Origin of the sequence: Bdellovibrio sp. HCB2-146, from assembly GCF_047345725.1 — a bacterium.
Lineage (GTDB): Bacteria > Bdellovibrionota > Bdellovibrionia > Bdellovibrionales > Bdellovibrionaceae > Bdellovibrio.
On the sequence record NZ_JBLEQP010000001.1, the window covers coordinates 1,793,305 to 1,817,755 of the forward strand.

The 24,451-nt window shown below is 45.0% G+C and carries 23 protein-coding genes; 16 read left to right on the forward strand and 7 right to left on the reverse strand.

The features are described 5' to 3' along the window. Positions 1-65: 65 nt before the first annotated feature. From ACLWOR_RS08825 to ACLWOR_RS08840, 4 genes are all read right to left on the reverse strand, one after another. Positions 66-1,313, reverse strand: a complete 1,248-nt coding sequence (locus ACLWOR_RS08825; protein WP_413940331.1) for an AmpG family muropeptide MFS transporter — start codon at positions 1,311-1,313, stop codon at positions 66-68. Continuing rightward, entirely contained in the window at positions 1,310-2,950 is a 1,641-nt protein-coding gene (locus tag ACLWOR_RS08830; RefSeq protein ID WP_413940332.1) for a hypothetical protein, read from the reverse strand. The genes ACLWOR_RS08825 and ACLWOR_RS08830 overlap by 4 nt, the downstream gene beginning before the upstream one ends. A gap of 21 nt (positions 2,951-2,971) precedes the next feature. After that, positions 2,972-3,349, reverse strand: a complete 378-nt coding sequence (locus tag ACLWOR_RS08835) for a GNAT family N-acetyltransferase (protein WP_413940333.1) — start codon at positions 3,347-3,349, stop codon at positions 2,972-2,974. A 71-nt stretch (positions 3,350-3,420) separates the two neighbouring features. Then, positions 3,421-3,954, reverse strand: a complete 534-nt coding sequence (locus ACLWOR_RS08840; protein ID WP_413940334.1) for an HNH endonuclease — start codon at positions 3,952-3,954, stop codon at positions 3,421-3,423. A 156-nt stretch (positions 3,955-4,110) separates the two neighbouring features. Between ACLWOR_RS08840 and ACLWOR_RS08845 the strand changes: the two genes are divergently transcribed. From ACLWOR_RS08845 to ACLWOR_RS08900, 12 genes are all read left to right on the forward strand, one after another. Continuing rightward, positions 4,111-4,587: an FKBP-type peptidyl-prolyl cis-trans isomerase gene (locus ACLWOR_RS08845; protein WP_413940335.1), complete on the forward strand. Its 477-nt coding sequence runs from the start codon at positions 4,111-4,113 to the stop codon at positions 4,585-4,587. 26 nt (positions 4,588-4,613) lie between these two features. Continuing rightward, positions 4,614-5,099 (forward strand): YajQ family cyclic di-GMP-binding protein, encoded by a 486-nt coding sequence (locus ACLWOR_RS08850; protein WP_413940336.1) that lies wholly within the window; start codon positions 4,614-4,616, stop codon positions 5,097-5,099. 133 nt (positions 5,100-5,232) lie between these two features. Continuing rightward, entirely contained in the window at positions 5,233-5,589 is a 357-nt protein-coding gene (locus ACLWOR_RS08855; RefSeq protein WP_413940337.1) for an RNA recognition motif domain-containing protein, read from the forward strand. 78 nt (positions 5,590-5,667) lie between these two features. Further along, positions 5,668-6,267, forward strand: coding sequence for an arylesterase (locus ACLWOR_RS08860; protein ID WP_413940338.1), 600 nt, complete (start codon positions 5,668-5,670; stop codon positions 6,265-6,267). Continuing rightward, a complete protein-coding gene (locus ACLWOR_RS08865) occupies positions 6,264-6,929 on the forward strand; it encodes an ABC transporter ATP-binding protein (RefSeq protein ID WP_413940339.1) in 666 nt (221 codons plus the stop codon). Before ACLWOR_RS08860 ends, ACLWOR_RS08865 begins: the two co-directional genes overlap by 4 nt. Next, positions 6,930-9,473, forward strand: coding sequence for an ABC transporter permease (locus ACLWOR_RS08870; protein WP_413940340.1), 2,544 nt, complete (start codon positions 6,930-6,932; stop codon positions 9,471-9,473). It begins immediately after the preceding gene. 5 nt (positions 9,474-9,478) lie between these two features. Next, a complete protein-coding gene (locus tag ACLWOR_RS08875) occupies positions 9,479-10,495 on the forward strand; it encodes an L-threonylcarbamoyladenylate synthase (protein WP_413940341.1) in 1,017 nt (338 codons plus the stop codon). A gap of 111 nt (positions 10,496-10,606) precedes the next feature. After that, a complete protein-coding gene (locus ACLWOR_RS08880; protein ID WP_413940342.1) occupies positions 10,607-11,482 on the forward strand; it encodes a GNAT family N-acetyltransferase in 876 nt (291 codons plus the stop codon). Continuing rightward, entirely contained in the window at positions 11,446-12,273 is an 828-nt protein-coding gene (locus ACLWOR_RS08885; RefSeq protein ID WP_413940343.1) for a lysophospholipid acyltransferase family protein, read from the forward strand. The genes ACLWOR_RS08880 and ACLWOR_RS08885 overlap by 37 nt, the downstream gene beginning before the upstream one ends. A gap of 61 nt (positions 12,274-12,334) precedes the next feature. Beyond that, on the forward strand, positions 12,335-13,411 hold the full coding sequence (gene dinB / locus ACLWOR_RS08890; protein ID WP_413940344.1) for a DNA polymerase IV: 1,077 nt from the start codon (positions 12,335-12,337) through the stop codon (positions 13,409-13,411). A gap of 209 nt (positions 13,412-13,620) precedes the next feature. Next, a complete protein-coding gene (locus ACLWOR_RS08895; protein ID WP_413940345.1) occupies positions 13,621-15,069 on the forward strand; it encodes a methyl-accepting chemotaxis protein in 1,449 nt (482 codons plus the stop codon). 37 nt (positions 15,070-15,106) lie between these two features. Continuing rightward, positions 15,107-16,018, forward strand: a complete 912-nt coding sequence (locus tag ACLWOR_RS08900) for a DUF72 domain-containing protein (protein ID WP_413940346.1) — start codon at positions 15,107-15,109, stop codon at positions 16,016-16,018. 14 nt (positions 16,019-16,032) lie between these two features. Here ACLWOR_RS08900 and ACLWOR_RS08905 read toward each other — a convergent pair whose 3' ends face one another. Together ACLWOR_RS08905 and ACLWOR_RS08910 are read right to left on the reverse strand one after the other, a co-directional pair. Then, the gene (locus ACLWOR_RS08905; protein WP_413940347.1) at positions 16,033-16,392 is read right to left on the reverse strand and encodes an arsenate reductase family protein; all 360 of its coding nucleotides are present in this window, start codon (positions 16,390-16,392) and stop codon (positions 16,033-16,035) included. Beyond that, entirely contained in the window at positions 16,385-17,464 is a 1,080-nt protein-coding gene (locus ACLWOR_RS08910) for an agmatinase family protein (RefSeq protein ID WP_413940348.1), read from the reverse strand. Before ACLWOR_RS08910 ends, ACLWOR_RS08905 begins: the two co-directional genes overlap by 8 nt. 149 nt (positions 17,465-17,613) lie before the next feature. Here ACLWOR_RS08910 and ACLWOR_RS08915 point away from each other — a divergent pair, with 149 nt between their 5' ends. The 4 genes from ACLWOR_RS08915 to ACLWOR_RS08930 all read left to right on the forward strand — a co-directional run bounded on the left by ACLWOR_RS08915 (position 17,614) and on the right by ACLWOR_RS08930 (position 22,592). Beyond that, a complete protein-coding gene (locus ACLWOR_RS08915) occupies positions 17,614-19,233 on the forward strand; it encodes a peptide-binding protein (protein ID WP_413940349.1) in 1,620 nt (539 codons plus the stop codon). Between the two features lie 53 nt (positions 19,234-19,286). After that, a complete protein-coding gene (locus ACLWOR_RS08920) occupies positions 19,287-20,312 on the forward strand; it encodes an ABC transporter permease subunit (RefSeq protein WP_413940350.1) in 1,026 nt (341 codons plus the stop codon). Then, a complete protein-coding gene (locus tag ACLWOR_RS08925) occupies positions 20,309-21,337 on the forward strand; it encodes an ABC transporter permease subunit (protein WP_413940351.1) in 1,029 nt (342 codons plus the stop codon). The genes ACLWOR_RS08920 and ACLWOR_RS08925 overlap by 4 nt, the downstream gene beginning before the upstream one ends. Before the next feature lie 196 nt (positions 21,338-21,533). Continuing rightward, complete coding sequence (locus ACLWOR_RS08930) at positions 21,534-22,592, forward strand: hypothetical protein (RefSeq protein ID WP_413940352.1); 1,059 nt, start codon at positions 21,534-21,536, stop codon at positions 22,590-22,592. Here the strand turns inward: ACLWOR_RS08930 and speA are convergent. Next, positions 22,537-24,441, reverse strand: coding sequence for a biosynthetic arginine decarboxylase (gene speA, locus ACLWOR_RS08935; protein WP_413940353.1), 1,905 nt, complete (start codon positions 24,439-24,441; stop codon positions 22,537-22,539). The two genes, ACLWOR_RS08930 and speA, sit on opposite strands and share 56 nt — an antisense overlap. Positions 24,442-24,451 lie beyond the last annotated feature (10 nt).

A 24,451-nucleotide genomic window follows, 5' to 3' on the forward strand; every position in this document is an offset into this window, starting at 1 on the left:
ATTGAGTAGATCCAGTGTTAGGAATCAGGCTCGAAACCATCAAGCCTGATTTGTTTAACGAATTGTTACGAGAGAGCTTTGTCGTCGCCTTGATACTGGCGCATTTTAAATAACATCAAAAGACCCGGAATTGCGATCAGCGCACAGGTATAGAAAAATCCTTCCCATCCCAGTGCCTTCACCATATCTCCTGAGAATCCCGAGAAAAAGTTGCGACCTAAAGTGGCGATACTTGCGAAGATCGCGTATTGAGTGGCCGTATACTTCTTATTTGTTAAAGCTCCCATGTACGCGACAAATGCCGCCGATCCCATACCGGAAGTGACATCTTCAAAAACCACGACTGTAGCAAAGGACCAGATAGCACCGTTGGTGTAGGTTAACAAAGCGAAGGCCGCAGTTGAAAGAGCTTGAAGAACACCAAAGATCCAAAGAGATCTATAGATGCCGATGTAATAGATCGTCACACCACCAAAGAATAATCCCAAAAGTGATGAGGCCATACCGAACGTTTTTGCGACCAACCCGATATCGAGATTTGAATATTTCATCTCAACATAAAAAGGATTGAGCATCGCGCCTGAAAGCGCATCGCCAAGTTTAAAAAGGAAAACAAACGCCAAAATAAAGTAAGCGCCATTTCGTTTTAAGAATTCACTAAAAGGTCCAACAAGAGCTTCCGTTAACGAACGAGGTGGGGGGGTATCGACTTTCGGTTCTGGAGCCAAAAGTGTGGTGATAATCCCAACACCCATACACGCAGCGATTAAGTAATACAGCTGACCCCAGCTCAGATCCAAAGTCGCCGGATCGACAAAACTCAGACCAATACCGCCAGAAAGCAACATCCCTACGCGGAAACCATAAATCGACAAAGAGGATCCAAGACCGAGCTCTTCATTGGAAAGAAGTTCCCTACGATAAGCATCAATCGCGATATCTTGAGTTGCACTAAAGAACGCAATTAAAACCGCAACCGCTGCCATCAATGCTAGATTCGTTTGTGGATTGAGAGTTCCCATAAATGCCAAAGAGCCCGCAATCAAAAGCTGCGACAAAAGCATCCAGCTGCGACGACGACCCACTTTCGAAATCGTAAAACGATCCAGAAGGGGAGCCCACAGGAATTTCAACGAGTAAGCTAAACCCACCCAGCTAAAATAGCCAATTGTACTGATATCAACATGTTCACGAGATAACCAAGTTTTGAGCGTTCCGCCCGTCATTAAAAACGGCAGACCGCTTGAAAAACCCAGAACTAAAATAATGAACATGTTTTTACTGAAAAGTTCCTTAAGGATGCCAGGCTTCATCGTTGCTCTTTCTTAAGTTGTTTGCGCATTTTCCAAAGGAGATGACTGATATAAGGTCTTCTAATTTCACCAGTTGTCACCATCAAGAGTTTTGTGATCTTAAGGTTTACAGAATCTGTGTAAAGAAGAATTAGCATTTCGTGCAAGAAATGGGTGTTCAGAGTGACGTAGTTATCTGTTCCGACTCCCAGTTGAACGCCTTTTTTCTCCCACCAAGAAAACGGATGATCTTTATAATCTTCAAATTTCCCAGTGAGTTTATTATTCGAGGAAGGCAGCGACACGAGCGTCACGCCCTTTTGAATCATACGATTCAAAACGTCATGCTGATAGTGTTCCACTTCGCGTGCGGTATGGAATTTTGCTTTTACAAACAAAATATCTTCGTCCGCAGTTAACTTTGTACCATTCAAGAGTTTCTCAAGCACAAACTTATTTCCCGCCCAATCAAGTTCACACAACTCGCGATAAAGTGGATCTTTTTCGCCGATCGGCTGGCCTTGTTGGTTTTTCTTGTGGATATCTTGGTAGATACGTTGGAAATATTTATTGGGATTAATACCCAAGCTAATGCCGTGTTCAAGGGTGTCGATATGCCAAATGTTCATGGCGTTGTCGACAGCTTGAATGCCCTTCTTCAGAGTGAACCAAGTTTCCCCGTGATGCGAACGGATTTTAAATCCACGATATTGGAGTTTTCTAAAACCCATTTGCATTTCATTGAAATGCTCTTTGCGGTAAAGCTCTCGCTCGTCACCGACGGTGTCAACGTCCGTCATATGGGGAACAAGGAAGGGATATTTGTCTAACAAGCCACAGATCTCATTGATCTGATCCATAAAGTGCTCTTGGCGAGTTTTAAATCTCTCGGCATCAAAATGCGCTTTTTCTTTTCTGAAAGAAGGCGACAAGATGAATTCAAATTTCGGATACTGTTCCTGAAACTTTTTAAATCCGTCGTACAGGCCCAAGACAACGTCTTCGGCTGTCACATCATCAATCCCGGGAATTTGCTCTGAAGAACTTGAAGTTGAACGGGACAAAGAGAACTTCAAGCGAACTCGGCCTACGTTGTACTTATGATATTGCTCATAAGCCATGTGATAAGCAGCTGCTTCGTGGGCTTCGCGAGAGATAAAGATTAATTTCGGGAGATAAAGGATTTTAAGATACTGGGAAAAGCCTTCGTTTTCTTTGAGTCGAATCAGGCGGTCCACGTCTTCAACCGTTTTAATCGGAATCGAACTTGGGCCGTAAACTTCGCGAATCTTTGCTTCGTAAATTTCCTTATCTGGTCCTTCTAAAAGCTTTTTCAACCGAGGAAAAATAAATTCAGCGGTGAGCGCGCCGGTTAAATGAATATGCTCTTCGTTGTATTTCAGCGGAAAGCTTTTGAAAAAATCAGTGAGAGCTGCAGAAACTGGATGTTTCAACAAAGCACTGATCGTCACTTCATTAATTTGAAATTTATTGAGCAGTTGATGAAATTCAGAAATGCAGGCAAACGCTTCAGGCTGCCTCTCACGCAAATCAGATGTCAGTAATAAATCTAGAGTGTCAGAAAGCGAAATCCCGTTGGTTTCGCTAATGATGATAGTCAGGGCCTCGACCAGCTGACTGTGAATGTCCTTATTCACCGCGATCCTCCTCTGACGAGGTTATCGGGGAATGAGTCTCTTGTACATGACTTTATGGGGACCGATATCCTTGATCTCGAACAGCGGACCCAAGTATGAAAATCCTAATTTCTCATAGAAGGGAAAAGCGATTTCACGAGCGTTACACCAAACAAGATCACAGTTTTTTTGTCGCAAAAATTCCAGACCATAGAGCAAAACTTCGCGACCAAAACCCTGACCCTGAAAACGTTTATCACTAGCCATTCCGCGCAGGCGATAAGGAAATGTGGCTGGTAACTCAGCGAAAGGTTCTTGAATGAACGTTGCAATCGAAATAATTTCGTTGTTGTGAACTAGACCAAAGTGGAAGGTGGTTGGCAAATCATCGCCGGGATTAACACATTCAGCTTCAGACAAAAAAGGTTTGAGCACGCGCTTCCGTAGAGGAAGAGTTTGTGTGGTGGTTATTAATTCTACGTGAAAGTTCGTCATCCTGTGCTCAGTCGCAAGTATGGTGCCCAGTCAGGAGGAACATGGTCCTCACTGATTTCCAGCTGTAAAGTTGGCAACCATCCTGGCGCACCAGGTTCTGTTAGTAAAGGCATATTTGCTTTGTTCGGAGTGCGATTGGCTTTGCGTTGATTGCAATCTCGACAAGCGGAGACGATATTTTTCCAATCTTTGGGACCATTTTGCGAAGCGGGAACGACGTGATCGAGGGTGAGTGCCTTGGCAGGGAAACGATTGCCACAGTATTGGCAGGTGTAATTATCGCGGATATAAACATTCTCTCGGCAGAACCTCACAGCTCCGGCGGTTCGTGGTCTGACATAGCTTTTCAGCCGTAAGACGCTCGGAAGCTGGAACCTCCGGTGAACCGACCTTGCGAAGGCCGAATGATATTCGAGAACTTCCACTTTACCTTGAAACCACAACACCAAGGCCTTCTGCCAACTCACCACCCGCATAGGCTCGTAAGATGAGTTAAGAAGTAGCGACCTTAGCGAGGACATATGCTTCATGCAATCCCCCATTAAGTGCGATCCTAAACTCAATTATATCGAATGCTATGAGGCAATTTCAAGTCCCTCGTTAAATATCGAGAAGAACAGGTCCTTTTCGTTTGCCTCATAATGATATTTCTGGGATACCGATGCCTATTGCAATTGGAGGCAGTGATGAAAAGAGTTTTGGCGTTTAACTACGTTTTAAAAGGACCTGACGGCAAAGTATTGGATGCATCTGAAAAAGGGCAACCACTACCATTTTTGGAAGGTGCTGGCCAAATTCTTCCAAAACTTGAAGAAGCCGTAAAAGACATGAAAGAGGGCGACAAAAAAGTTGTTAAACTTTCTGCTGCAGACGGTTACGGCGAAGTTCGTGACAACATGTTTATGGACGTACCTAAAGAAGAATTGGCACATTTGCCACAACTTGAAGTAGGCGCTCACTTGCGTTTGGAACTTGGTGAAGGTGCACACATCGTGCGCGTAAGCAAAATCACAGACACACACGTAACACTTGATGGAAATCATCCTCTTGCGGGTCAAGCTCTTGAGTTTGATATCGAGATGATGTTGATCCGCGAAGCAACAACTGAAGAAGTTTTGCACGGACATCCACACGGTTTGCATGGTAACTCTGGTCACCACTAGTCGGTGATTGAAAAAGGAATTTGAAGATGCCTTCGTTTGACATTGTTTCTGAAGTAGATTTGCAAGAAGTCGACAATGCGATCAATCAAGCTCGTAAAGAGGTTGAAGGTCGTTATGATTTCAAAGGTAGCAAAGCTGAAATTCAGTGGGACAAAAAAGAGATCGTTCTCATTGCGGAAGATGATTATAAAGTCGAGCAAATGGGAAGCATCTTGCAAACGAAGTTGCATCGTCGCGGAATTGATATCAAGTCCGTGAAGTTTGAAAAAGTCGAAGAAGCAGGCGGTCGCTTGCTTCGTCAAAAGGTCACTTTGCTGCAGGGAATTGACCGCGAGCTTGCGAAAGATATTGTGAAGTCGATCAAAGATTCCAAGCTCAAAGTCCAGCCTGCGGTCGTTGATGACAAAGTTCGTGTAACCTCTAAAAGTATCGATGAGTTACAGTCCACAATCAGTTTAATTCGTGGTGGAAACTTCGCCCAAGCCTTGCAATTTATTAATATGAGGTCGTAACTTTTGGGCTTGCACGGAAAATAGGCTATGCTAGCCTATTTTTAGTTTAAAAGGTCCCGTGCGCTAAGTTTTCTCCGGTTTCAGTTCGAAGGCTTCCTCGGGTAATACAGCCCAACCATTTAAGGAGGTCTTTGTGGCTAAGAAACTTTACGTAGGCAATTTGCCTTATTCAGTAGACGATGAAGCTCTACACTCTCATTTCGCACAATACGGAACTGTTGAATCAGCAAAAGTGATCATGGATCGCGAGTCTGGTCGTTCAAAAGGTTTCGGTTTCGTTGAAATGGCTCAAGACAGCGATGCGGATGCTGCTATCGAAAAATCAAACGGTGCAGAATTGAATGGTCGTGCATTGAATGTTTCTGAAGCTCGTCCACAAGCTCCTCGCGAGGGTGGCCCTCGTCGTGGTGGTTTCGGTGGTGGCGGTGACAGAGGGCCTCGTCGCGGTGGATTCGGCGGCGGAGACAGAGGCCCACGCGGTCCTCGCTAATATCCTAAGCCTAGTCAACTAAGTTTGACGAACTAGGACTTGTCTAAGTCTGATTATCTAAGGTCTCATAGTAACCCTATGAGACCTTTTTTATTTGTTCTCCTTCTTACTTTCTCTTCCTTCTCATTTGCGCAAAAAAAATTAATCGTTCTTGGTGATTCGTTGACCGAAGGCTACGGTGTCGCAAAGGACGCCGCTTTCCCTGCCGTGCTTGAAAAGAAATTGCACGAAGCCGGAAAAAAAGAATGGACGGTTGTGAATGCTGGCGTCAGTGGTTCGACAACTGCTTCAGGAATTTCGCGCATGAAGTGGCTCTTTAAGTCAAAACCCGATGTCGTGTTGTTAGCGCTGGGTGCGAACGATGGCTTGCGTGGATTGAAAGTGGAAGAAAGCCAAAAAAATCTTTCTCAAGCCATCAAATATGCACAAGAACAAAAAGTGCGCGTGATCTTGGGTGGACTTTATATGCCTCCTAATTATGGCAAGGACTACACCGACAAATTTAAAAAAATGTATGAGTCGCTCGCCAAACAATACAAGGTCACTTTCATTCCATTTATCTTAGATAAAGTCGCGGGCAATCCAAAATACAATTTAGCCGACGGTATTCATCCCAATGAAGAAGGTCATAAAATTATCGCCGACAATGTTTTCTTGGTTCTAAAGGGGGCTTTATGAGTTTGATTTTAAAAGATTTAAAAAAAGGCTTCCATCAAGGTGACACGCAAATTGAAGTTCTTAAAGGACTCAATGTGCAAGTTGAACCAGGACAAGTTGTTTCCATCGTCGGTCAGTCGGGAAGCGGTAAATCGACATTGTTGTCTTTGCTTGCAGGATTAGAAAGGCCCGACAGCGGTTCCATTCTTGTTGATTCAGTAAATTTGGCACCCATGACAGAGCAAGAACTCACCCTTTTCCGTGCCCAAAATATTGCCATCGTTTTTCAGCAATATCATTTGATGTCGCATCTAACTGCGCTTGAAAATGTGATGCTCGCACTTGAAATTCTAAAACTCGAAAAACCACGCGAGCGCGCCGAAGAAGCTCTTCGCGAATTGGGGCTTGGTCATCGCTTGAATCATTTTCCCAGCCAATTGAGTGGTGGCGAGTGTCAGCGTGTGGCGATTGCGCGTGCGTTAGTTGTGAAACCGAAGATCTTGTTAGCCGATGAACCAAGCGGAAACTTGGATACGCATACCGGTGATAAAGTCATGGATGTCTTTTTTGATATCGTGAAAAAGCACAAGATCACAACTTTGCTTGTGACTCATAGTGAACAACTGGCGGCTCGTTGTGAGCGCATTTTAAGACTCAATGAAGGTCAATTGAGGGACGCTTAGATGTTATTCAAGTTGGCGATCAGAGAACTTCTGCGCAGTTGGCGCTTTGGTCTTTTTTTTATATTTAATCTGAGTTTGGGTTTAACCGGCTTCGTGGCTTTACAGGCATTTAACGGTGCTTTGAATGAGGAAATAAAAGCCAATGCGAAGTCGATCTTATCCGCGGACCTTGCCGTTTCCGCTCGTCGTGAATTGACGGATCAGGAAGTGACAGACATGCGCAGTGTTTTGCCTCCGGGAACAACCGAAGGAAAAACCTACGAGTTCTTTGCGATGCTGAGTTCTGATAAAGGTTCGCGACTGGTCCTAGTAAAAGCCGTCGACCAATCGTATCCGTTTTATGGCGAACTCGAACTAGAATCTAAAAAAATTATTCGTGCAGGCGATGAAAAAGAAATTCTGAAATCAAAAACCGCATGGATTTATCCTGAACTTCGGGCGCAGTTAGGTTTAAAGCCCGGCGATGAGTTTTCTTTAGGCCAACTGAAACTAAAAATCGATGATGTGATTGCCAAAGACGTCACGCAAACTTTCCGTGCGGCTTCTTTAGCCCCTCGTATTTTCATCAATCGCGATTTCTTGCAAGAATCTGGATTGATTCAATTCGGTAGTACTTACTCAATGGCGTACTTGTTTAAGTTACCTCCGCAAACGGATCTGTCTCTGTTGCGTGATAATTTGTATACGAAATTGATCGACCCGCAAATTGGAGTTGATACACCTGAATCAGCTGGTGAAGATTCCGGGCGACAACTGGGATATTTATCAGATTATCTCGGCCTTGTTGCAATCGTGGCTCTTTTTATGTCGGCACTGGGTGCGGCTTATATCTATCGACTCTTTCTAGCAAGTCGCATGAAGGAAATTGCAATCTTAAGAACTCTGGGGCTGCAAAGTGCGCAAGCTGTTGGCGTTTATATCTTACAAGCCTCGATGTTGGGACTTATGGCGAGTATCCCATCACTTCTTTTGACCCAAGGTATTTTGCCAGTTTTACAAGAGTTGCTCTCAAGCTTTACTCCATTCACCCTTAAACCATTTATCTCTGCTGAAACAGTTGTGATCTGTGTGTTGATGGCTGTTCTGGGAAGCTTCTTTGTAAGTCTTCCGTTTTTGGTTAAAATCTTTGATCTGAAGGCGGCTAAACTTTTTAGTGAAGAAAAGTTTGCTATAGGTGAAACCAAGATTCGCGTGTGGCCGTTTATTCCGGGTCTATTTCTTTTCTATTTCCTCGCAGTTCATCAATCCCACTCGTGGAAGATTGGTTCGCTTTTTGTCGCTGCTTTTGTTGTCGTTCTTTTGATCTTGTTGCTTGTGGGATACCTCACAGTCACAGGCGCGAATTATTTCACAAAAATGCAGCGATGGTTTATGCGTCACAGTTTTTTAAGTTTATCCCGCAGAGCGGGCGCAAGCCTTGCGGTTTTTGTTGCTTTAGGACTAGGTGCTTTGCTGATCAATATTCTGCCACAGCTTAAAAATTCTTTGCAGGCAGAATTCCAAGTCAAAGAAGGCAGTAAAATTCCCTCGCTCTTTATGTTTGATATTCAGGACGAACAGATTCAAGGCGTTCAGGACACACTTAAGAGTAAAAACCTAGAAGCTTTAAATGTGTCACCGTTAGTTCGGGCAAGAATCCTGAAGGTCAATGGACAAGATTACGAGCGTAAGATCGAAGCTCAAGGATTTAAAACGCGCGAGGAAGAAAGAGAAGCACGTTTCCGTAATCGTGGTGTCAATCTTTCTTATCGTATGGGTCTTTCAGACTCGGAACTTATCGTTGATGGGAAGCCGTTCTCTGGTGATTATAAAGAATCACAAGGGCCGGCAGAGCTTTCGGTGGAACAAAAGTTCGCCGAGCGCATGGGCTTTAAAATCGGTGATAAGATTATTTTTGATGTTCAAGGTGTCGAAGTTGAAGGCCAAATCATCAATCTTCGTAAAGTCACGTGGACAAGCTTCCAGCCGAATTTCTTTATTTTGTTCCAAAATGGCGTTTTAAATGAAGCGCCTAAAACATTTGTCGCGGCAATCCCATCCGTAAGCGAAGCCACACGCTTAGAAATTCAAAACGATATTGCAAAACAGTTCGGGAATGTTTCCGTCGTCGACGTGGTTCGTGCCGTAGATGATGTACTTAAAACCGCCGAAAAAATGAGTTGGTCGCTTGAACTGATGGCGGCGCTCACTTTGGTCACGGGATATATTGTTTTATTCTCTATCGTGCGCAGCCAAATGAAACTTCGCCGCTGGGAGCTCAATATGTTGAAAATTTTGGGTGCCTCATGGGGAGAAGTCGCAAGCTTTATCCTTACGGAATTTACGTTCCTTGCGTTTATTAGCTCATTCCTAGGTGCGTTCCTCAGTGTTGGCGTTAGTTACGGCCTGAATCAGTACCTATTTGAGGGTGGATTCGAGTTTTCTCTTAAAACCCCGCTGATTTCGGTATTTGTGATCACCGCAATAAGTGTATTGATTTCTTTCCTTGCTAGTCGTGATATTGTAAAAGAAAGCGCGCTCAGTATTCTACGCGAGGAAAAATAGGTTTCATGCAGGCTATCAACGAAGCTTTAAAGAAAGCACAAATTATCTTAGAGGAAGGTGGCGTGATCGGCCTTCCGACAGAGACTGTTTATGGTTTGGCAGCTCGTATTGATATCCCCTCGGCGATTGAAAAGATCTTTACGACAAAAGAGCGTCCCTTCTTTGATCCGTTGATCGTGCATGTTTCATCTATTGATATGGCCAAAAAAGTAACGGCTTATTGGGGACCTGCTTCCGAAGCGCTTGCCGAAGTCTTTTGGCCGGGCCCATTGACGATGGTTTTGCCGCGTGACCCTTCGGTGAACACGATGATCACCTCGGGCCTTGAAACGGTTGGGATTCGCATGCCGAATCACCCGTTGGCGCTGGAGTTGATTCAAGAAGTCGGAGTTCCATTGGCCGCTCCTAGTGCAAATAAATTCGGTAAAACGTCTCCGACATCAGCAGGTCACGTTCGTGTGGAGTTTAAAAACGAAAATGTTTTTGTTCTAGATGGCGGGGACTGTGATATCGGGATTGAATCGACAGTTTTGTTGGTTCGCCATCGTGCTGACAAAGTAGAGTTGTCGATTCTACGTCGCGGGCATATTCTCAGATCCGATCTTGAACGTGTTTTGAACGAAAAGGGCATTACCTTTGAGTTCCTCGAAAAAATCGACAAGCGCGAATCACCGGGTCATATGAAACACCATTATATGCCGCCGATCCCATTGATTGTCGTGACGGAGCCAAATTTAAAGCCGGATCAGGCTTTGAAACTCATCAATAACAAGATGTCGGAGCTTCCTGAAGAAATCGAAAGCGTAAAAATCCAAAAGCCGAAAAACGGAATTCATTCTTACGAGCTTTTGAAGCTTTCAGCCGACCCTCTTTTGGCCACGCGTGAATTCTATGCGCAACTTCGCGAAGTCGCCGCTCGTGGCAAAGACTGCATTTTGTTCTATCGTGAAGATTCACAGGTCGGTGAACGGTGGGAATCGCTTTTTGATCGCCTCAATAAAGCGGCGAGTCTTATCCTTTAAGATTTTCCCGAACCAGAGATCTCTATTTTAACGCTTTCCTGATCTTCTTCTGACAATCCTGACAATTTAAATCTCGTAGACTTGGGGTGTGCATCAAGGAGGGGGCTCTTTATGTTCACAGCGATTGCGACGGCAAGTTTAGAGAAAGTATCTTTGAATATTCAATCTTTCTATCAGTTGCGCTTACATAGGGTTCACAAATTCAAACCGAAAATCGAACTCCGCACTGAAGTAGGTCCTTTTGTTATTAAAACAGTTTCCAATGCCGAAGAACTCAAGGAAGCCCTGGCACTTCGTTTTGAGGTTTTTCATCGCGAGATGATCGGTAAAAAAGATCCAAGCGGCTATGACGTTGACGAACATGATTTTGACTGCGACCACTTGATCATCACCGAAAAAAGATCCAATCGCATCATCGGTACATACCGTATGAATTGTTCTCTTTTTACAGACAATTTTTATTCTGCCAAAGAATTCTTGATGAACAAGATTTTCAACACACCAGGTGTAAAGCTTGAGCTGGGTAGAGCCTGTATCCATAAAGATTTTCGCAGAGGTGTTTTGATTTCTCTCTTGTGGCGCGGAATTGCCGAGTATATGGCAGCCAGCGAAGCCCAGATGCTTTTTGGTTGTGCGACAGTGAAAACTCAAGATCCTCGCGACGCCGCTCTTTTGACTCGTTACTTTGAAAGTGAAGGTCGTATTGTGCCGCACTTACGGACTCGACCGACTTTGGGCTTTACGATGCCTCTTCTTAGTTTTTTCTTAGACGAAGTGAGAACTCCTCTTAGCCCGGAACAAAAGCAGCAAGCTGAAGACTTATTGCCGCCTTTGTGTCGGGCTTATCTGAAAGCGGGTGCGCTTATTGGTGGGGAGCCAGCCTGGGATCGAGACTTCCAGTGCATTGATTTCTTGACCATTCTTCAGAGGGAAGATTTAAATAGAACTCTGTGGAAGAAATTCAAGCTGGACTCCGTGGAGTCATAAGACTTTTTATATTTATCGCGATCGTCCTCTTTTTCTTGGCGTGGTCATTCGTCTGTCATTTGATCTATCGTGATGAAACGACAAGACATCGCAAGTTCTCCGAAAACACAACGCGTGTTTGCGGCTGGATTATTCGCGCTTTCGATATTCGTTTAAAAGTCGTCAACAGACCTACGCAGTTCACGCCCTGTCTTCTGGTCAGCAATCACATGGGCTTTCTGGATATTTTGTGTTTGGCATCTGTGAATCCGATGTTGTTCGTGACTTCACACGAGATGCGCGAGACGCCATTTTTGGGTTTGCTCACAGAAATGGGTGGCTGTTTGTATGTTGAGCGTCGCAGTCGCACAAAGATCCTCGATGAAATGAAAAACATTGTGAAGGCCATGCAAAACGGTTTGCGGGTGGTGCTTTATCCGGAAGCGACTTCAACAAATGGCGAGCAAGTGTTGCCCTTCAAAAGAACTTTGATGATGGCAGCAGCTCACGCCGGCGTTCCGATTCAACCTGTAGTTTTCAATTACCGCTCAATCAATGGCGAAGAGTTTTCATTGAAGTGGCGTGATCATGTTTGCTGGTATGGCGACATTCCGTTTGCGACTTCTATGTGGAAAGCTCTGACTTTGAAATACATCGATGCGGAAATCGAATTCTTAGAACCGATGATGGTCGATAAAGATGAAGACCGCGGACTGGTGGCGGATCGTGCGCATGCGGCGATCGCTGCGAAGTTTGTTCCGGTCAAAGGACTTCCGGCTCCCGAACCGGTTCCGTCCATGGAAACGACATAAAATCGATCTGAGGACATTTCCGGACTTGCTATTCTGATTTTGATATGTAAATAATGTGTAAATGAAGAAGATCATACACATCGACATGGACTGCTTTTACGCAGCAGTTGAGGTCAAATACCGACCGGAACTCAAGGGAAAACCTTTGGGAATCGGCGGTCCTCCGAACACGCGCAGTGTTCTGTGTACGGCAAGCTATGAAGCTCGCAAGTTCGGCGTTCGCTCGGCGATGCCATCTTCGCAAGCGGTGCGCTTGTGCCCGCAGTTGATTTTAATTCCACCACATTTTGATTTGTACAAAGCGGAAAGCCGCAAGGTTCGCGAAATCTTTGAGCGTTTCACCAAAAAAATTGAGCCTCTGTCTTTGGACGAAGCTTATCTTGATGTGACGGATTGCAAGGAATTCGGCGGCAGTGCGACTTTGATTGCGCAAGAAATCCGTCGTTTGATTTTTACAGAACTCAACCTCACCGCTTCAGCCGGGATAGCTCCCAATAAGTTTCTCGCGAAAATCGCCAGCGACTGGAATAAACCAAACGGGCAATTTGTGGTGCGCCCACAGGATGTCGAAGCTTTCGTAAAAGATCTTCCCGTCGAAAAAATTTTCGGTGTTGGTAAAGTGACCGCGCAAAAGATGCACAATTTAGGACTTCATAAATGCAGCGACATTCAAAAATATTCTGTTTTTGAATTGCAACAATGGTGGGGTTCTCGTTCGCAAGAGCTTTATAATTTCGCTCGAGGTATCGACAACCGTGAAGTCATCACGGAGTGGGAACGCAAATCTCTGACGGTGGAAGAAACCTACAACAAGGATCTCACTTCATTTGAAGAGTGTCGCAAACAAATTCCTGGCTTGTACGAAGACTTCCTAGGTCGTCTGGAAAGAGGCGGCTATCAAGAAAGTATCAAAGGCATGGTGGTGAAATTAAAGTTCTTCGATTTCAAACAAACCACACATGAAGAGGTGATTCACTCTGTTCCGACGGTTCAAGATTTTGAGCGTTTGCTTGAAAAAGCTTGGAATCGCAGAGGGGAACCCGTGCGACTTGTTGGTTTGGGTGTGCGCTTGGGCACTACGAACAAAGGATCTAAAGAAGACGATGATTCGTCTCCACAAATGCGTTTTGCAATTTAGTTTCTATTGTTAAGCATGTTTACGAACATTCGTTTGTAAGCTTAATCTTCTCTCACACTTTTATGAGAAATCTTTCCTTCGTACTCTGAACGAATCGATCAGATGTCTTATGTGTACGGTCCAGATCTGTGTGAAAGCGGCTCTGGTATTGAATTTGAACCTTTAGTTATGTGAATCAACTCCGAAATTGAAACTCGGAGGCGCACTGTATGTTTAAGTGGAATCTGAAAACGAAGTTGATGGGAATGTGTTTGGCAGTAGCCGTGATGGGTGCAGCGAGTGGTGCTGTTGGTTACTACTTCCTAGATGTCGTCTCTGCGAAATACAACGTGATTGTCACAAACGATCTTCCGCAAATTCGCGTGCTCGGTGATTTGAAAGGTTCCTTTCGCGAACTGCGTATTCAAATTCGCAGCATCGCTTTTATTGGAACAACACCTGCTGACGTCGATTTCTATGTGAAACTCGCACTCCAAGAACTTAATAATGTCGAAAAAGAAATGGAAGCCTATAAGAAAGCGGACCCTTCAGTAATATCTCGCCAATCTTTTCGCGATCTTGAGACTTCGTGGTCCGACTTCAAGGCATTTGGGACTATTCTAATTGAAAAATCCAAAAACTACGAAGCTCACAAAACCGAAATCACGGAACTCATTCGCGATGTGTGCCCGAAAAAAGCGGATGCCTTTTATAAAGCTCTGTCTGCAGAAACGAGTAACTATCTTGCAAGTATCGACACCTCCGTCACTGGAGCCGTAAAGAGTGAAGGCACCTCTAAGACTTGGACAATTTCATTTCTGCTAACAGCAATCGGCATGTCGCTTGTCTTTGCCTATTTCTTTGCGACACGCCTGGTGTCCTTGATCTCGGAAATTGCCAATCGTCTTGCAAATGATTCAAATGAAGTTCGCAAGGCCACATCGGTCCTTGTAGAGGTCAGCCAAAGCGTTTCCGAGGGCGCGAGTGAAGCTGCTGCAAGAATTGAAGAAAGTTCGGCCGCCGTTCACCAAGTTGCAGCGATGGTAAAAATCAATACAGACAAAGCAAAATCCGCTAGCATCGTCGCTGAGCAGAGCTTGCAAGCCGCCGACCGTGGAGAAAAATCGGTTTCATCACTGATCGAATCTATGAATAAGTTCTCAGAAAGCTCGCGCAAGATGAGTGAGATCATCGATATTATCGACGATATTGCGTTCCAAACAAACTTGCTCGCACTCAATGCGTCTGTCGAAGCAGCGCGCGCGGGAGATGCGGGAAAAGGTTTTGCGGTTGTCGCCGAAGCCGTTCGTTCTTTGGCGGGGAGAAGCGCGACTTCAGCCAGAGAAATCTCTTCATTGATTCAGCATAGTCTTTCACTGGTCGAAGAAGGCAGTCGTCGCGCGGATGAGTCAAAATCTTCTCTAACCGAACTTGTGAAAACGATTAATAACGTGAACACGTTCAATCATGAGATCTCGCAAGGTAGCGAAGAGCAAAACGTCGGCGTGTCACAAATCGGTGTTGCGATGACAAGCCTGGATTCCACAACACAGAAAAATGCGCAGGCTTCGGTGAAGGTTTCTGCCACGGCCGATGATCTCATGAGTAAATCTCGTGGAGTCGAAGAGTCCATTCGTAATTTGCGCTCCATCATCGGCCACAACAAACACGCCGCTTAATTGACAGTTACCCGAAGGCAGTTGTAAATGAATTCTTATGGAGTTCGGAAAACTGCCTTCTGTCGATAAGGTCGATTGGACTTTACCACCAGAAGATTCACAATCCCTGTCTTATCTTCAGTCTTTACCAAAAATGGAGAGGGCGCAGTTTTATATTGGGACGCCAGCATGGGGTCATAAAGAGTGGGTCGGAAAAATCTATCCACCCAAAACCAAGGCGGCGGATTATTTAGCCTACTATTCTCAGAATTTTAATACGATCGAACTCAACACTTCTCACTATCGTATTCCTACGTCTGAGCAGGCAGAAAAGTGGACTTCACAAGTGACGGACGAATTCTTATTCTGTCCCAAACTTTTTCAAGGAATCTCGCACTCAGAAACAGGAATGCTGGATAAGTCTTTGCTGAAAGAATGGTTCCGCTTTCTTGAGAGTCTTAAAGATCACCGTGGTCCTTGCTTTATGCAGTTTCCACCGCACTTTGATTATTCACGCAAAGCTGTGCTGTTTAATTTTTTGCAAGAGTGGCCTGCAGAATTTGAGTTGTCATTGGAGTTCCGTCACCCCACTTGGTTTCAAGACCGACAAATTCTCCCAGCGCTGGCAAACTATCTGCGCGGCAAAAAGATAGGCTCTGTCATTTTAGATGTAGCCGGCAGACGCGATCTCTTACACACGTCCCTCACGGCGCCATTCACAGTTCTAAGATTTATCGGAAACGATTTGCATCCCAGCGATGAACCGCGCGCAGAAAACTGGTCACAACGACTCAGTCAATGGCAGGAGGCCGGAATCAAAAAAGTATTTTTCTTCGCTCACGAGCCGGACGACATCAAAGCCCCGGAACTCGCAGAGATCGTGATCAAACATTTAAACAAAAACTGCGACGCGAAAATGTCGCCCATGAAGTGGGTCGATACGACTCCCGCCCAACGCTCTTTGCTTTAGGCGGGTTTTGATTCTTAGAAGTTTTTCTTCCACTCGTCTTCTTTAAAGCCAACAAGATGAGTGTCATCACCGATAACAAACGGACGTTTCACTAATTTGCCGTTTTCAGAGAGCAGCTTGATCGCTTCTGCTTCTGACATACTTGGAAGTTTTTCGCTTAATTTCATCTCTTTGTACATCACGCCTGATGTGTTGAAGAGGTTGCGAATGCTGCCGCCGTTTTCTTTCAAAGCCGCGAGCATTTCTTTAAGTTCTTTTTGCGTAGGAGCCTTATCGACAATCGGAAGTTTGTCGTACTTTACCTTCTTCGCATCCAAAAACTTCAAAGCTTTTACACAAGTCGAGCATTTTGCGTATTCGTAAACCTTAAGCATTTGATTTCACCAACCAACCGCACATTTTATAAAGGATACGAGCGCCCACGTTTCCGTCCCATTCCACTTCGTGTTCAGGAAGTCCGCCTGTTGAAACTTCGTTTAAGTCGAAGGCGATTATTTTTTTGCCCGAAGAATGGATCTCATGGAACAAGAAGAAGATTTGATCAACACTCATGCCACCTGGAACTGGAGTTCCAGTATGAGGGCAGAACGCAGGATCAAGACCGTCGATATCAAATGAGATGTAAACGTTTTGTGGAAGTTCTTTGATGATGTCTTTACACACCTGTGCCCAGCTTTCACCTTTAAGCATGCGGCGCTTTAAATCCATATCATAGAATGTTTTGATGTCTTCGCGAGAAGCCGAGAAGTCATGTTCGTCTTCAGAGAAGTCGCGGATACCGACTTGAACCAACTTTTTTGGTTTCTTAGCATCGGTCATCACGTTGTACATGATCGAGGCATGCGATTGTTTGAAGCCTTGGTAAGCGTTACGAAGGTCTGCGTGGGCATCGATATGCAAAACACCAAAGTCGCCCTTGAACTTATCGCTAACAGCGCGGATCGCGCCTAACGGAGTGGAGTGGTCGCCACCGACTAGACCCAAAAGTTTGCCTTTGTTCAAAACGTCAGTGCACTGATCGTAAACCCATTGGCTCATTTTTTCACAAGCTTGGTTTACTTCCGCTGCCAACGCCTCCATTTTGGCTTCGTCCTCGCTGAGACTTGTTCGCATTTCGATGAGCTCTTGAGCGATGGCTTTATATTTGTCGTTCATCGCGCAAAGGTCTTCAGGGAAATCACGCATGAAGTAGCCTGCTTCGTATGCTTTGCCGACTTCGATGTCGAAAAGGTCAATCTGTTCGCTAGCTTGGCGGATAATCTGTGGACCACGAGAAGCGCCTTCACCGTAAGAAGTCGTGACTTCCCAAGGAACCGGCACCAAAACAAGTTTGGATTCTTCTTCAGTCACCGGAATTCCAAAGATACCAAATTCAGCGGAAATAGCGGCTTGTGGGTCGAACTTAGGACCTGAGTTTGGGCTCTTGTTCTGACTCTTGTCGGTCATGATTTTCTCCTTCAAAATATCCCTGGTTATATAGCATTTAAGCGCGGCGTCAATCGAGCAATAACTTGATTATTTTTACCGCATAACCCATTTTAGGCCCACTTTGGGAACTACTTAGATTCCCTGCGAAATCCTTTGGAGGAATGACAATGAAAATGAAGGCACTCCTGGCACTCATCTTGAGTTCAGCTTTGGTAGCTCCAGCAATGGCAGCTGCACCCAATGCAAACGCACCTAAAGGCGGCAATTTCGTTTTGAACTTGGGTGGCGAACCACCAACAGTTCATCCGATTACAGCTACTGACTTGTACTCTCAAAATGTACAACTCATGGTCTGCGAAGGCATGGCTAAGCGTAATTCTGAGACTTATGATTGGAGACCTCAGCTTGCTGAAAAATGGGAAATTTCTAAAGACAACAAAGTCTTCACTTTCCACCTCCGTAAAAACGCAGTCTTCCACGATGGTTCTCCAGTAACTGCGGAAGACGTAAAATTCTCTTTTGACGCGATTTTTGAACCAAAATATGAAGCGGCTCACTTGCGCCCTTATTTTGAAGGTATCGAAAAAGTTGAAGTGATCGACACTCACACTGTGAAATTCACAGCTAAAGACCTTTACTTCAAAAACTTTGAATCAGCTGCCACTTTGAACGTGATTCCAAAACACGTTTACGGCGATGTTGAAAAATCTAAAAAAATGAACCGTTCGATCGTTTGTTCTGGTGCTTACCAAATGACGAAGTTCGATCGTGGTCAAATGATCCAATTGAAGAAATTCGATAAGTGGTGGGGTAACACAGCTCCTGAGTGGAAGGGCATGTACAACTTCGACACAATCACTCTTCGTTTCTTCAAAGACGAAAATGCAACTCTTGAGCGCGCTAAAAAAGGTGAATTGGACTACATCGATCTTCGTATCGAAGCGTTCATGAAGAAAACAGAAGGCGCTCCTTGGGGCAAAACTGTAATCAAGCACAAAGTTGAAAACAGCTCTCCGAAATCATACGGCTTCGTAGGTTGGAACCAACGTAAAGATCTATTCAAAGACCGCGATGTTCGCGTTGCTTTGGCTCATCTCTTGAATCGCGAAGAAATGAACAAAAAATTCCGTTACAACATGTCAGACCTTGCGACTGGCGCGATCTACGTAAAGAGCGAATACGCTCCAAACATCAAAGCGATCGAATTCAACACGAAAAAAGCCCAAGAGTTGTTGGCTAAAGCGGGTTGGACTGACAAAGACAAAAACGGCATCTTGGAAAAAGTTGTGAACGGTAAACCAACTGAATTCAAATTCACGTTGATCTACCCAAATAAAGACACTGAGAAATATTGGACTATGTATCGTGAAGACCTCAAAAAGGCCGGTATCGATATGGAGTTGAAATATCTTGAGTGGAACTCTTTCTTGAAACTATTGGATGAAGGCAACTTCGACGCTGTTACTCTTGCTTGGGGCGGCGGTACTGTTGATCCAGATCCAAAACAAATCTGGCACTCTGCAAGCGCAGTGGCTGGTGGTTCTAACTTCATCAACTACAAAAACCCTGAAGTTGACAAGTTGATCGACGAAGCTCGTGTTGAGCCGAACAAGGCAAAACGAGTGAAACTCCTAAAAGAAGTTTACAAAAAGATCGCTGAAGACGCTCCATACGCGTTCCTTTTCAACGACAAGTTCGATTTCTATGCAAATTCTTCACGCATGGGTATGCCAGCAGAGACATTTAAGTACGAAATTGGTACAGACTATTGGTGGATTAAGCCGTAAGGCTTTTTCCCCCTTTTCTTTGAACCAACACACTTGAGCGTGGGAGTAGGACTTTGATCGTCTACCTGATTCGTCGTTTACTACTGATGATCCCGACATTCTTGGGGATCACGATTGTTACATTTGCCTTGATTAATTTGGCTCCGGGCAGCCCGATTGAACAAAAACTTCAAGCAATCCGTTTCGGTGCAGCAGGCGGGGGTGGCGGTGGCGCCACTCACAGCCGCGGTGATACCGGCGTGAATGAAGAAGTTATTGAGGCCCTTAAAAAACAATACGGTTTTGATAAACCTATGCATGTCCGTTACTGGATTTGGTTGAAAAATCTTTCGCGCTTAGATTTCGGCGAAAGCTTCACTTATCAAGAACCAGTTATCGACGTTATCAAGAGTAAATTCCCTGTCTCTTTGCAGTTCGGTATTGCTTCTCTTTTCCTGACATATCTTGTTTGTATTCCGCTTGGTGTACGTAAAGCGACGCGTGCGGGATCTGGTTTTGACCGAATTACGACGTTGATTCTGAACTTTACGTATTCGATTCCGCCGCTGGTACTTGGTATCTTCTTGATCGTGGTATTTGCGGGTAAATTGAATCTCTTCCCAATCGGGGGATTCCAGTCCGATGACTATGAGTCATTGACGACTTGGGGTCGCTTCACAGATCGCTTGCATCACTTTGTTCTTCCTTTGATCTGTTATGTGATCGGTGGCTTTACAGAGCTTTCGACTTTGATGCGTAACTCGATGCTTGATGTGATCAAATCTGATTACGTTCGCACAGCGCGCGCGAAGGGTCTTTCTGAAAGAGTTGTTGTTTTCAAACATGCTCTTCGTAATGCCTTGATTCCAATTGCAACAGGTCTTGGTGGCTTCTTCGGAGCTTTCTTGGCAGGTTCTCTTATCATTGAACAAATGTTCAACTTGGATGGTATCGGCCTTTTGGGTTATCAATCCGTTCTTTCTCGTGACTATAACGTGATCATGGGATTGACGTTTATTTCTTCCATGCTTTTGATGTTCGGTCGTATTTTCTCCGACGTCATTTACGTGCTTATTGATCCAAGGATTGATTTCAAATGATCGACCCAATTCAAAAATACCTTATTACTAATGAGCTGACTTTAAAACGCTACAAACGTTTTAAGCGTGACAAGGTTGCCGTTATTTCGGTTTGGATCTTGCTTGCGATGTTCTTCTTTAGCTTTACGGCAGGTCTTTGGGCAAACAATCGTCCTCACGTGATGAAATATCATGGCAAACTCTATTTCCCATTGGTGGTGGATTACCATCCAACTGATTTGGGTATTGAGAATGCTTACGTGACTGACTATCGCTCACTTGAAATGGGTGAAGGTGATTGGGCTATTTGGCCAATCATTCAGTGGGATCCATACGAGAGCAATAAATCTGTCGACACTTATCCATCTCCTCCTACAAAGAGCAACTGGATCGGTACTGATGAGAGCGGTCGTGATGTAATGACTCGTCTTCTTTACGGTTTCCGTTACACGATGTTGTTCTCTTTGGGTGCTTGGATTGTTGCTTACGCAATCGGTATCATGACGGGTGCGGCGATGGGTTACTTGGGTGGTAAAACTGACCTTGTGGGCCAACGTATCGTTGAGGTTGTTGAGTCGATTCCAATCCTTTTCGTTTTGATCACAATGATTTCGATCTTTACACCATCATTGCCTTTGCTTGTGGTGTTCTACTCATTGTTTGCTTGGACAGGAATCTCTTCGTACATGCGTGCGCAGTTCCTGTCATTGCGTAAACGTGAGTACGTAGAAGCAGCGAAAGCTATTGGTGCCGGTCACAACCGCATTATCGGTAAGCACATCTTGCCGAACGGTTTGACTCCGATCATCACGTTCTCTCCATTTGTAATCTCTGGAAACGTGTACACGCTTTCATTCTTGGATTACTTGGGTCTTGGTTTGACGCCGCCAACTCCATCTTGGGGTGAGTTGATGTCTCAAGCACAAAAGTGGTTCACAATCGCGGAATGGCTCGTTTGGGGTCCATTGACAGCACTTCTTGTGACGTTGATCCTTTTGATCAATATCGGTATCGCAGTCCGCGACGCCTTCGACGCAAAAATGTAAGGTACCTGCTTACTTTCGTGTCGAAAAGGTACCAGGTTCTTTTCGTTTCGATTTCAACCCGACTTCTCAAAGAGTCGGGTTTTTTTATGTCTTAAAAGCATCAGTCTTCACTTTGTTTCTATTGATATGCATAGGCGCGTGACAAGTCGGTTGCGCTTTGGTCTGTTAGGACATGCTTAGCAGTCAGAATCGCAAGTTGATTCTCTTTCTAGCGCTGTCATTCGGTCTCCACATTCTCGTGGGGCTGTTCTTATTTTTGAAAAGATCTGAACCAGAAATTCCAGAACAAACGATCGAATTTGAAGTTCTTCCCGAGCAACCTGCGGTTGCGCAAAAAGGCCAAGAGGGAAGAATGGGTCCCAAGGGGAAAACTCGCGGCACCAAACCAGGAACCCAAAAAACGGCAGAAGCAACGCCGGAAGATATTTTGCGTGATGGTGGCAAAGTTAATTTAGACAAAGCGGGAACCTCAGTCGCCGGCGAAACGATTTTCGGAGAAGGCTCCACAGGATCAAAAGGTTCCGGCGCGTGGGTTGAGCAAATCGGAATTGAAAAGGGCATTGAGCTTACAGCCTTCTTGCAAAGAATCCAAGAGCGCATCGATCGTGGTCTTGATTATCCAGAAGACATGGCCGTGCAAAGAATCCGCGGTGATGTGCGAGTTGATTTGTATGTCGATCGCAAAGGTCGCATCCAAGGTGACTTTCATTTGATCCGAGGACCAGAGACTTTGCTGAATCTCTATGTGACTTCAGCGTTGTTGGTTTTGCTCAAAGAACCATTGCCAGAAAATCTATGGGCGAAAGAAGACAAAATCCCGATCACGATTCACGTGAAATTCTCAACGTATGAGTTTGCAGAAACAAAAATGCAAAACGATAACTTCTTTCAGGCAAATGAACTGAACTTCGTCCGTGCTCGTTATGTAAAACCACTCGCGGTGGCAAAGGTTGAAAAAAGTTCTTTACCCGGTACGTTCCGCCGATCATCCCGCTGCCAGGCGGGTTTTACGTCGACGTCATCATGCTCGCTCAATACATCCAAAACATCAACACACCTGATCCCGACGACAAGCGCAAAGAGCGTTTGCAACTCCGACGCGAACACATGGAAATCGCAACGAAAAAGAAACGCATCGAACTTCAATAGGTACCTGCTTACTTTGCTGGTACCTTTTCGATACGAAAGTAAGCAGGTACCTATTCGGCTTCTTCTAGGTATGTGTAACCTGAAAGACCTTCTTCGTAGTGTTTGATCAACAATTTTGCTTCTTGTTTTGTGATCGAACCTTTTTGGATTGATTCTTCAGTGGCTTGACGAACGTTGTCCACCATCTCAGAGCGGCCGTACTGAACGTAAGAAAGAACTTCCGTTACGGTGTCGCCTGGAACGTAATGGTCGATCGTGTAGCCAACGCCGTTCAATGAGATGTGAACTGCGTCTGTATCACCGAACAAGTTGTGCAAGTCGCCTAAAATCTCTTGATACGCGCCTGTGAGGAAGATCCCCAAGTAGTATGGCTTACCTTCTTCAAAATCATGCATGCGAACTGTTTCTTTTGGCTCGCCGGATTCAGTGTCGATGAATTTTTCGATCACGCCGTCAGAGTCGCACGTCAAATCGGCCAATGTTCCTTCGCGGTAAGGCTCTTCACCTAAGCGGTGAATCGGCATAACCGGGAACAATTGTCCAACAGCCCAAGAATCTGGAACTGATTGGAATACAGAGAAGTTACAGAAATAAGTGTCGCAAAGCTCTTTCGATAATGCAGCAACGATGTCTTCTGTATCAGGTACTGTCTTCGCAAGTTTATTCATTTTCGTTGCGATGGCGAAGTACATGCTTTCGCACCACGCGCGTTGTTCAAGATTCAAAACGCCGTAAGTGAACAGTTGCAATGTCTCTTGCTTAGCTTGCTCAAGGTCATTGAAGCACTCATTGATATTGTCTTTGTTCACCTTTTCAAAGATGTACTGCATGTCTTGCATGATCGAAGGATCTGCCTTCGTTGCAGGACGAGGTGGCTCATAACGGTGAAGGTTGTTGATACCCATCACGTTAAAGATCAATACCGAGTGATGCGCCACCAAGAAGCGGCCCGACTCTGTTACGATGTTTGGATGTGGAATGCCTTTTTCATCACAAAGAGTTTGCAACACAGACACGATGTCGTTCGCATACTCTTGTTCAGAATAGTTCACAGAGCTTTCGGAGTGGCCAGAACCGTCGTAGTCGATACCGAGACCGCCACCGACGTCGATGTATTTAAGGCCTGCACCCATTTTGTGAAGTTCAGTATAGAAACGTGCGCCTTCTTTCAATGAAGACTTGATTGATTGAATAGAAGGAACTTGAGAACCGATGTGGTAGTGAAGAAGCTCAAGGCAATCAAGCATGCCTTCGCTTTTCAAGTACTCAACACCTTCCACGATTTCAACTGACGTCAAACCGAATTTAGAACGAGCACCAGATGAATCAACCCATTTACCCGCACCTTGCGTGTTCAATTTTGCGCGGAAACCGATTTTTGGACGAGCGTTGAATTTCTTCGCGCAGTCCACGATCATTTTAAGCTCTTCGCGACGGTCCACAACGATGATTGTGTTGCGACCTAGTTTTTGCGACAAGATCGCTGTTTCAATGTATTCAGCATCTTTAAAGCCGTTACAGATGATCAAAGCGTTTTCAGTGTTCATCAACGCAAGAACAACCAACAACTCAGGTTTTGAGCCGCACTCAAGGCCCATACGGAAACCTTTTCCGTATTTCACGAGTTCTTGAACCAAGTGACGTTGCTGATTTACTTTGATTGGATAAACGCCGCAGTAGTTACCTTTGTAACCATGATCTGCGAATGCTTTTTGGAAGCAACCGTTGAGAAGCTCAACACGTGATTTGATGATGTCAGGGAATCTGATCATGATTGGAACGCGGATACCGCGGTCCAAAAGATCTTGTGTTAACTCGTGAAGGTCGACAGATGGGCCTTCAGCTCCCATGGGTGTGACAGCAACATTGCCGTTACCGTTAACTCTGAAATATCCATTACCCCAGTTGTTGATCCCATAAAGCGCTGCGCTTTTTTCAGGACTCCAAGTCGACATCTCTTCAGAC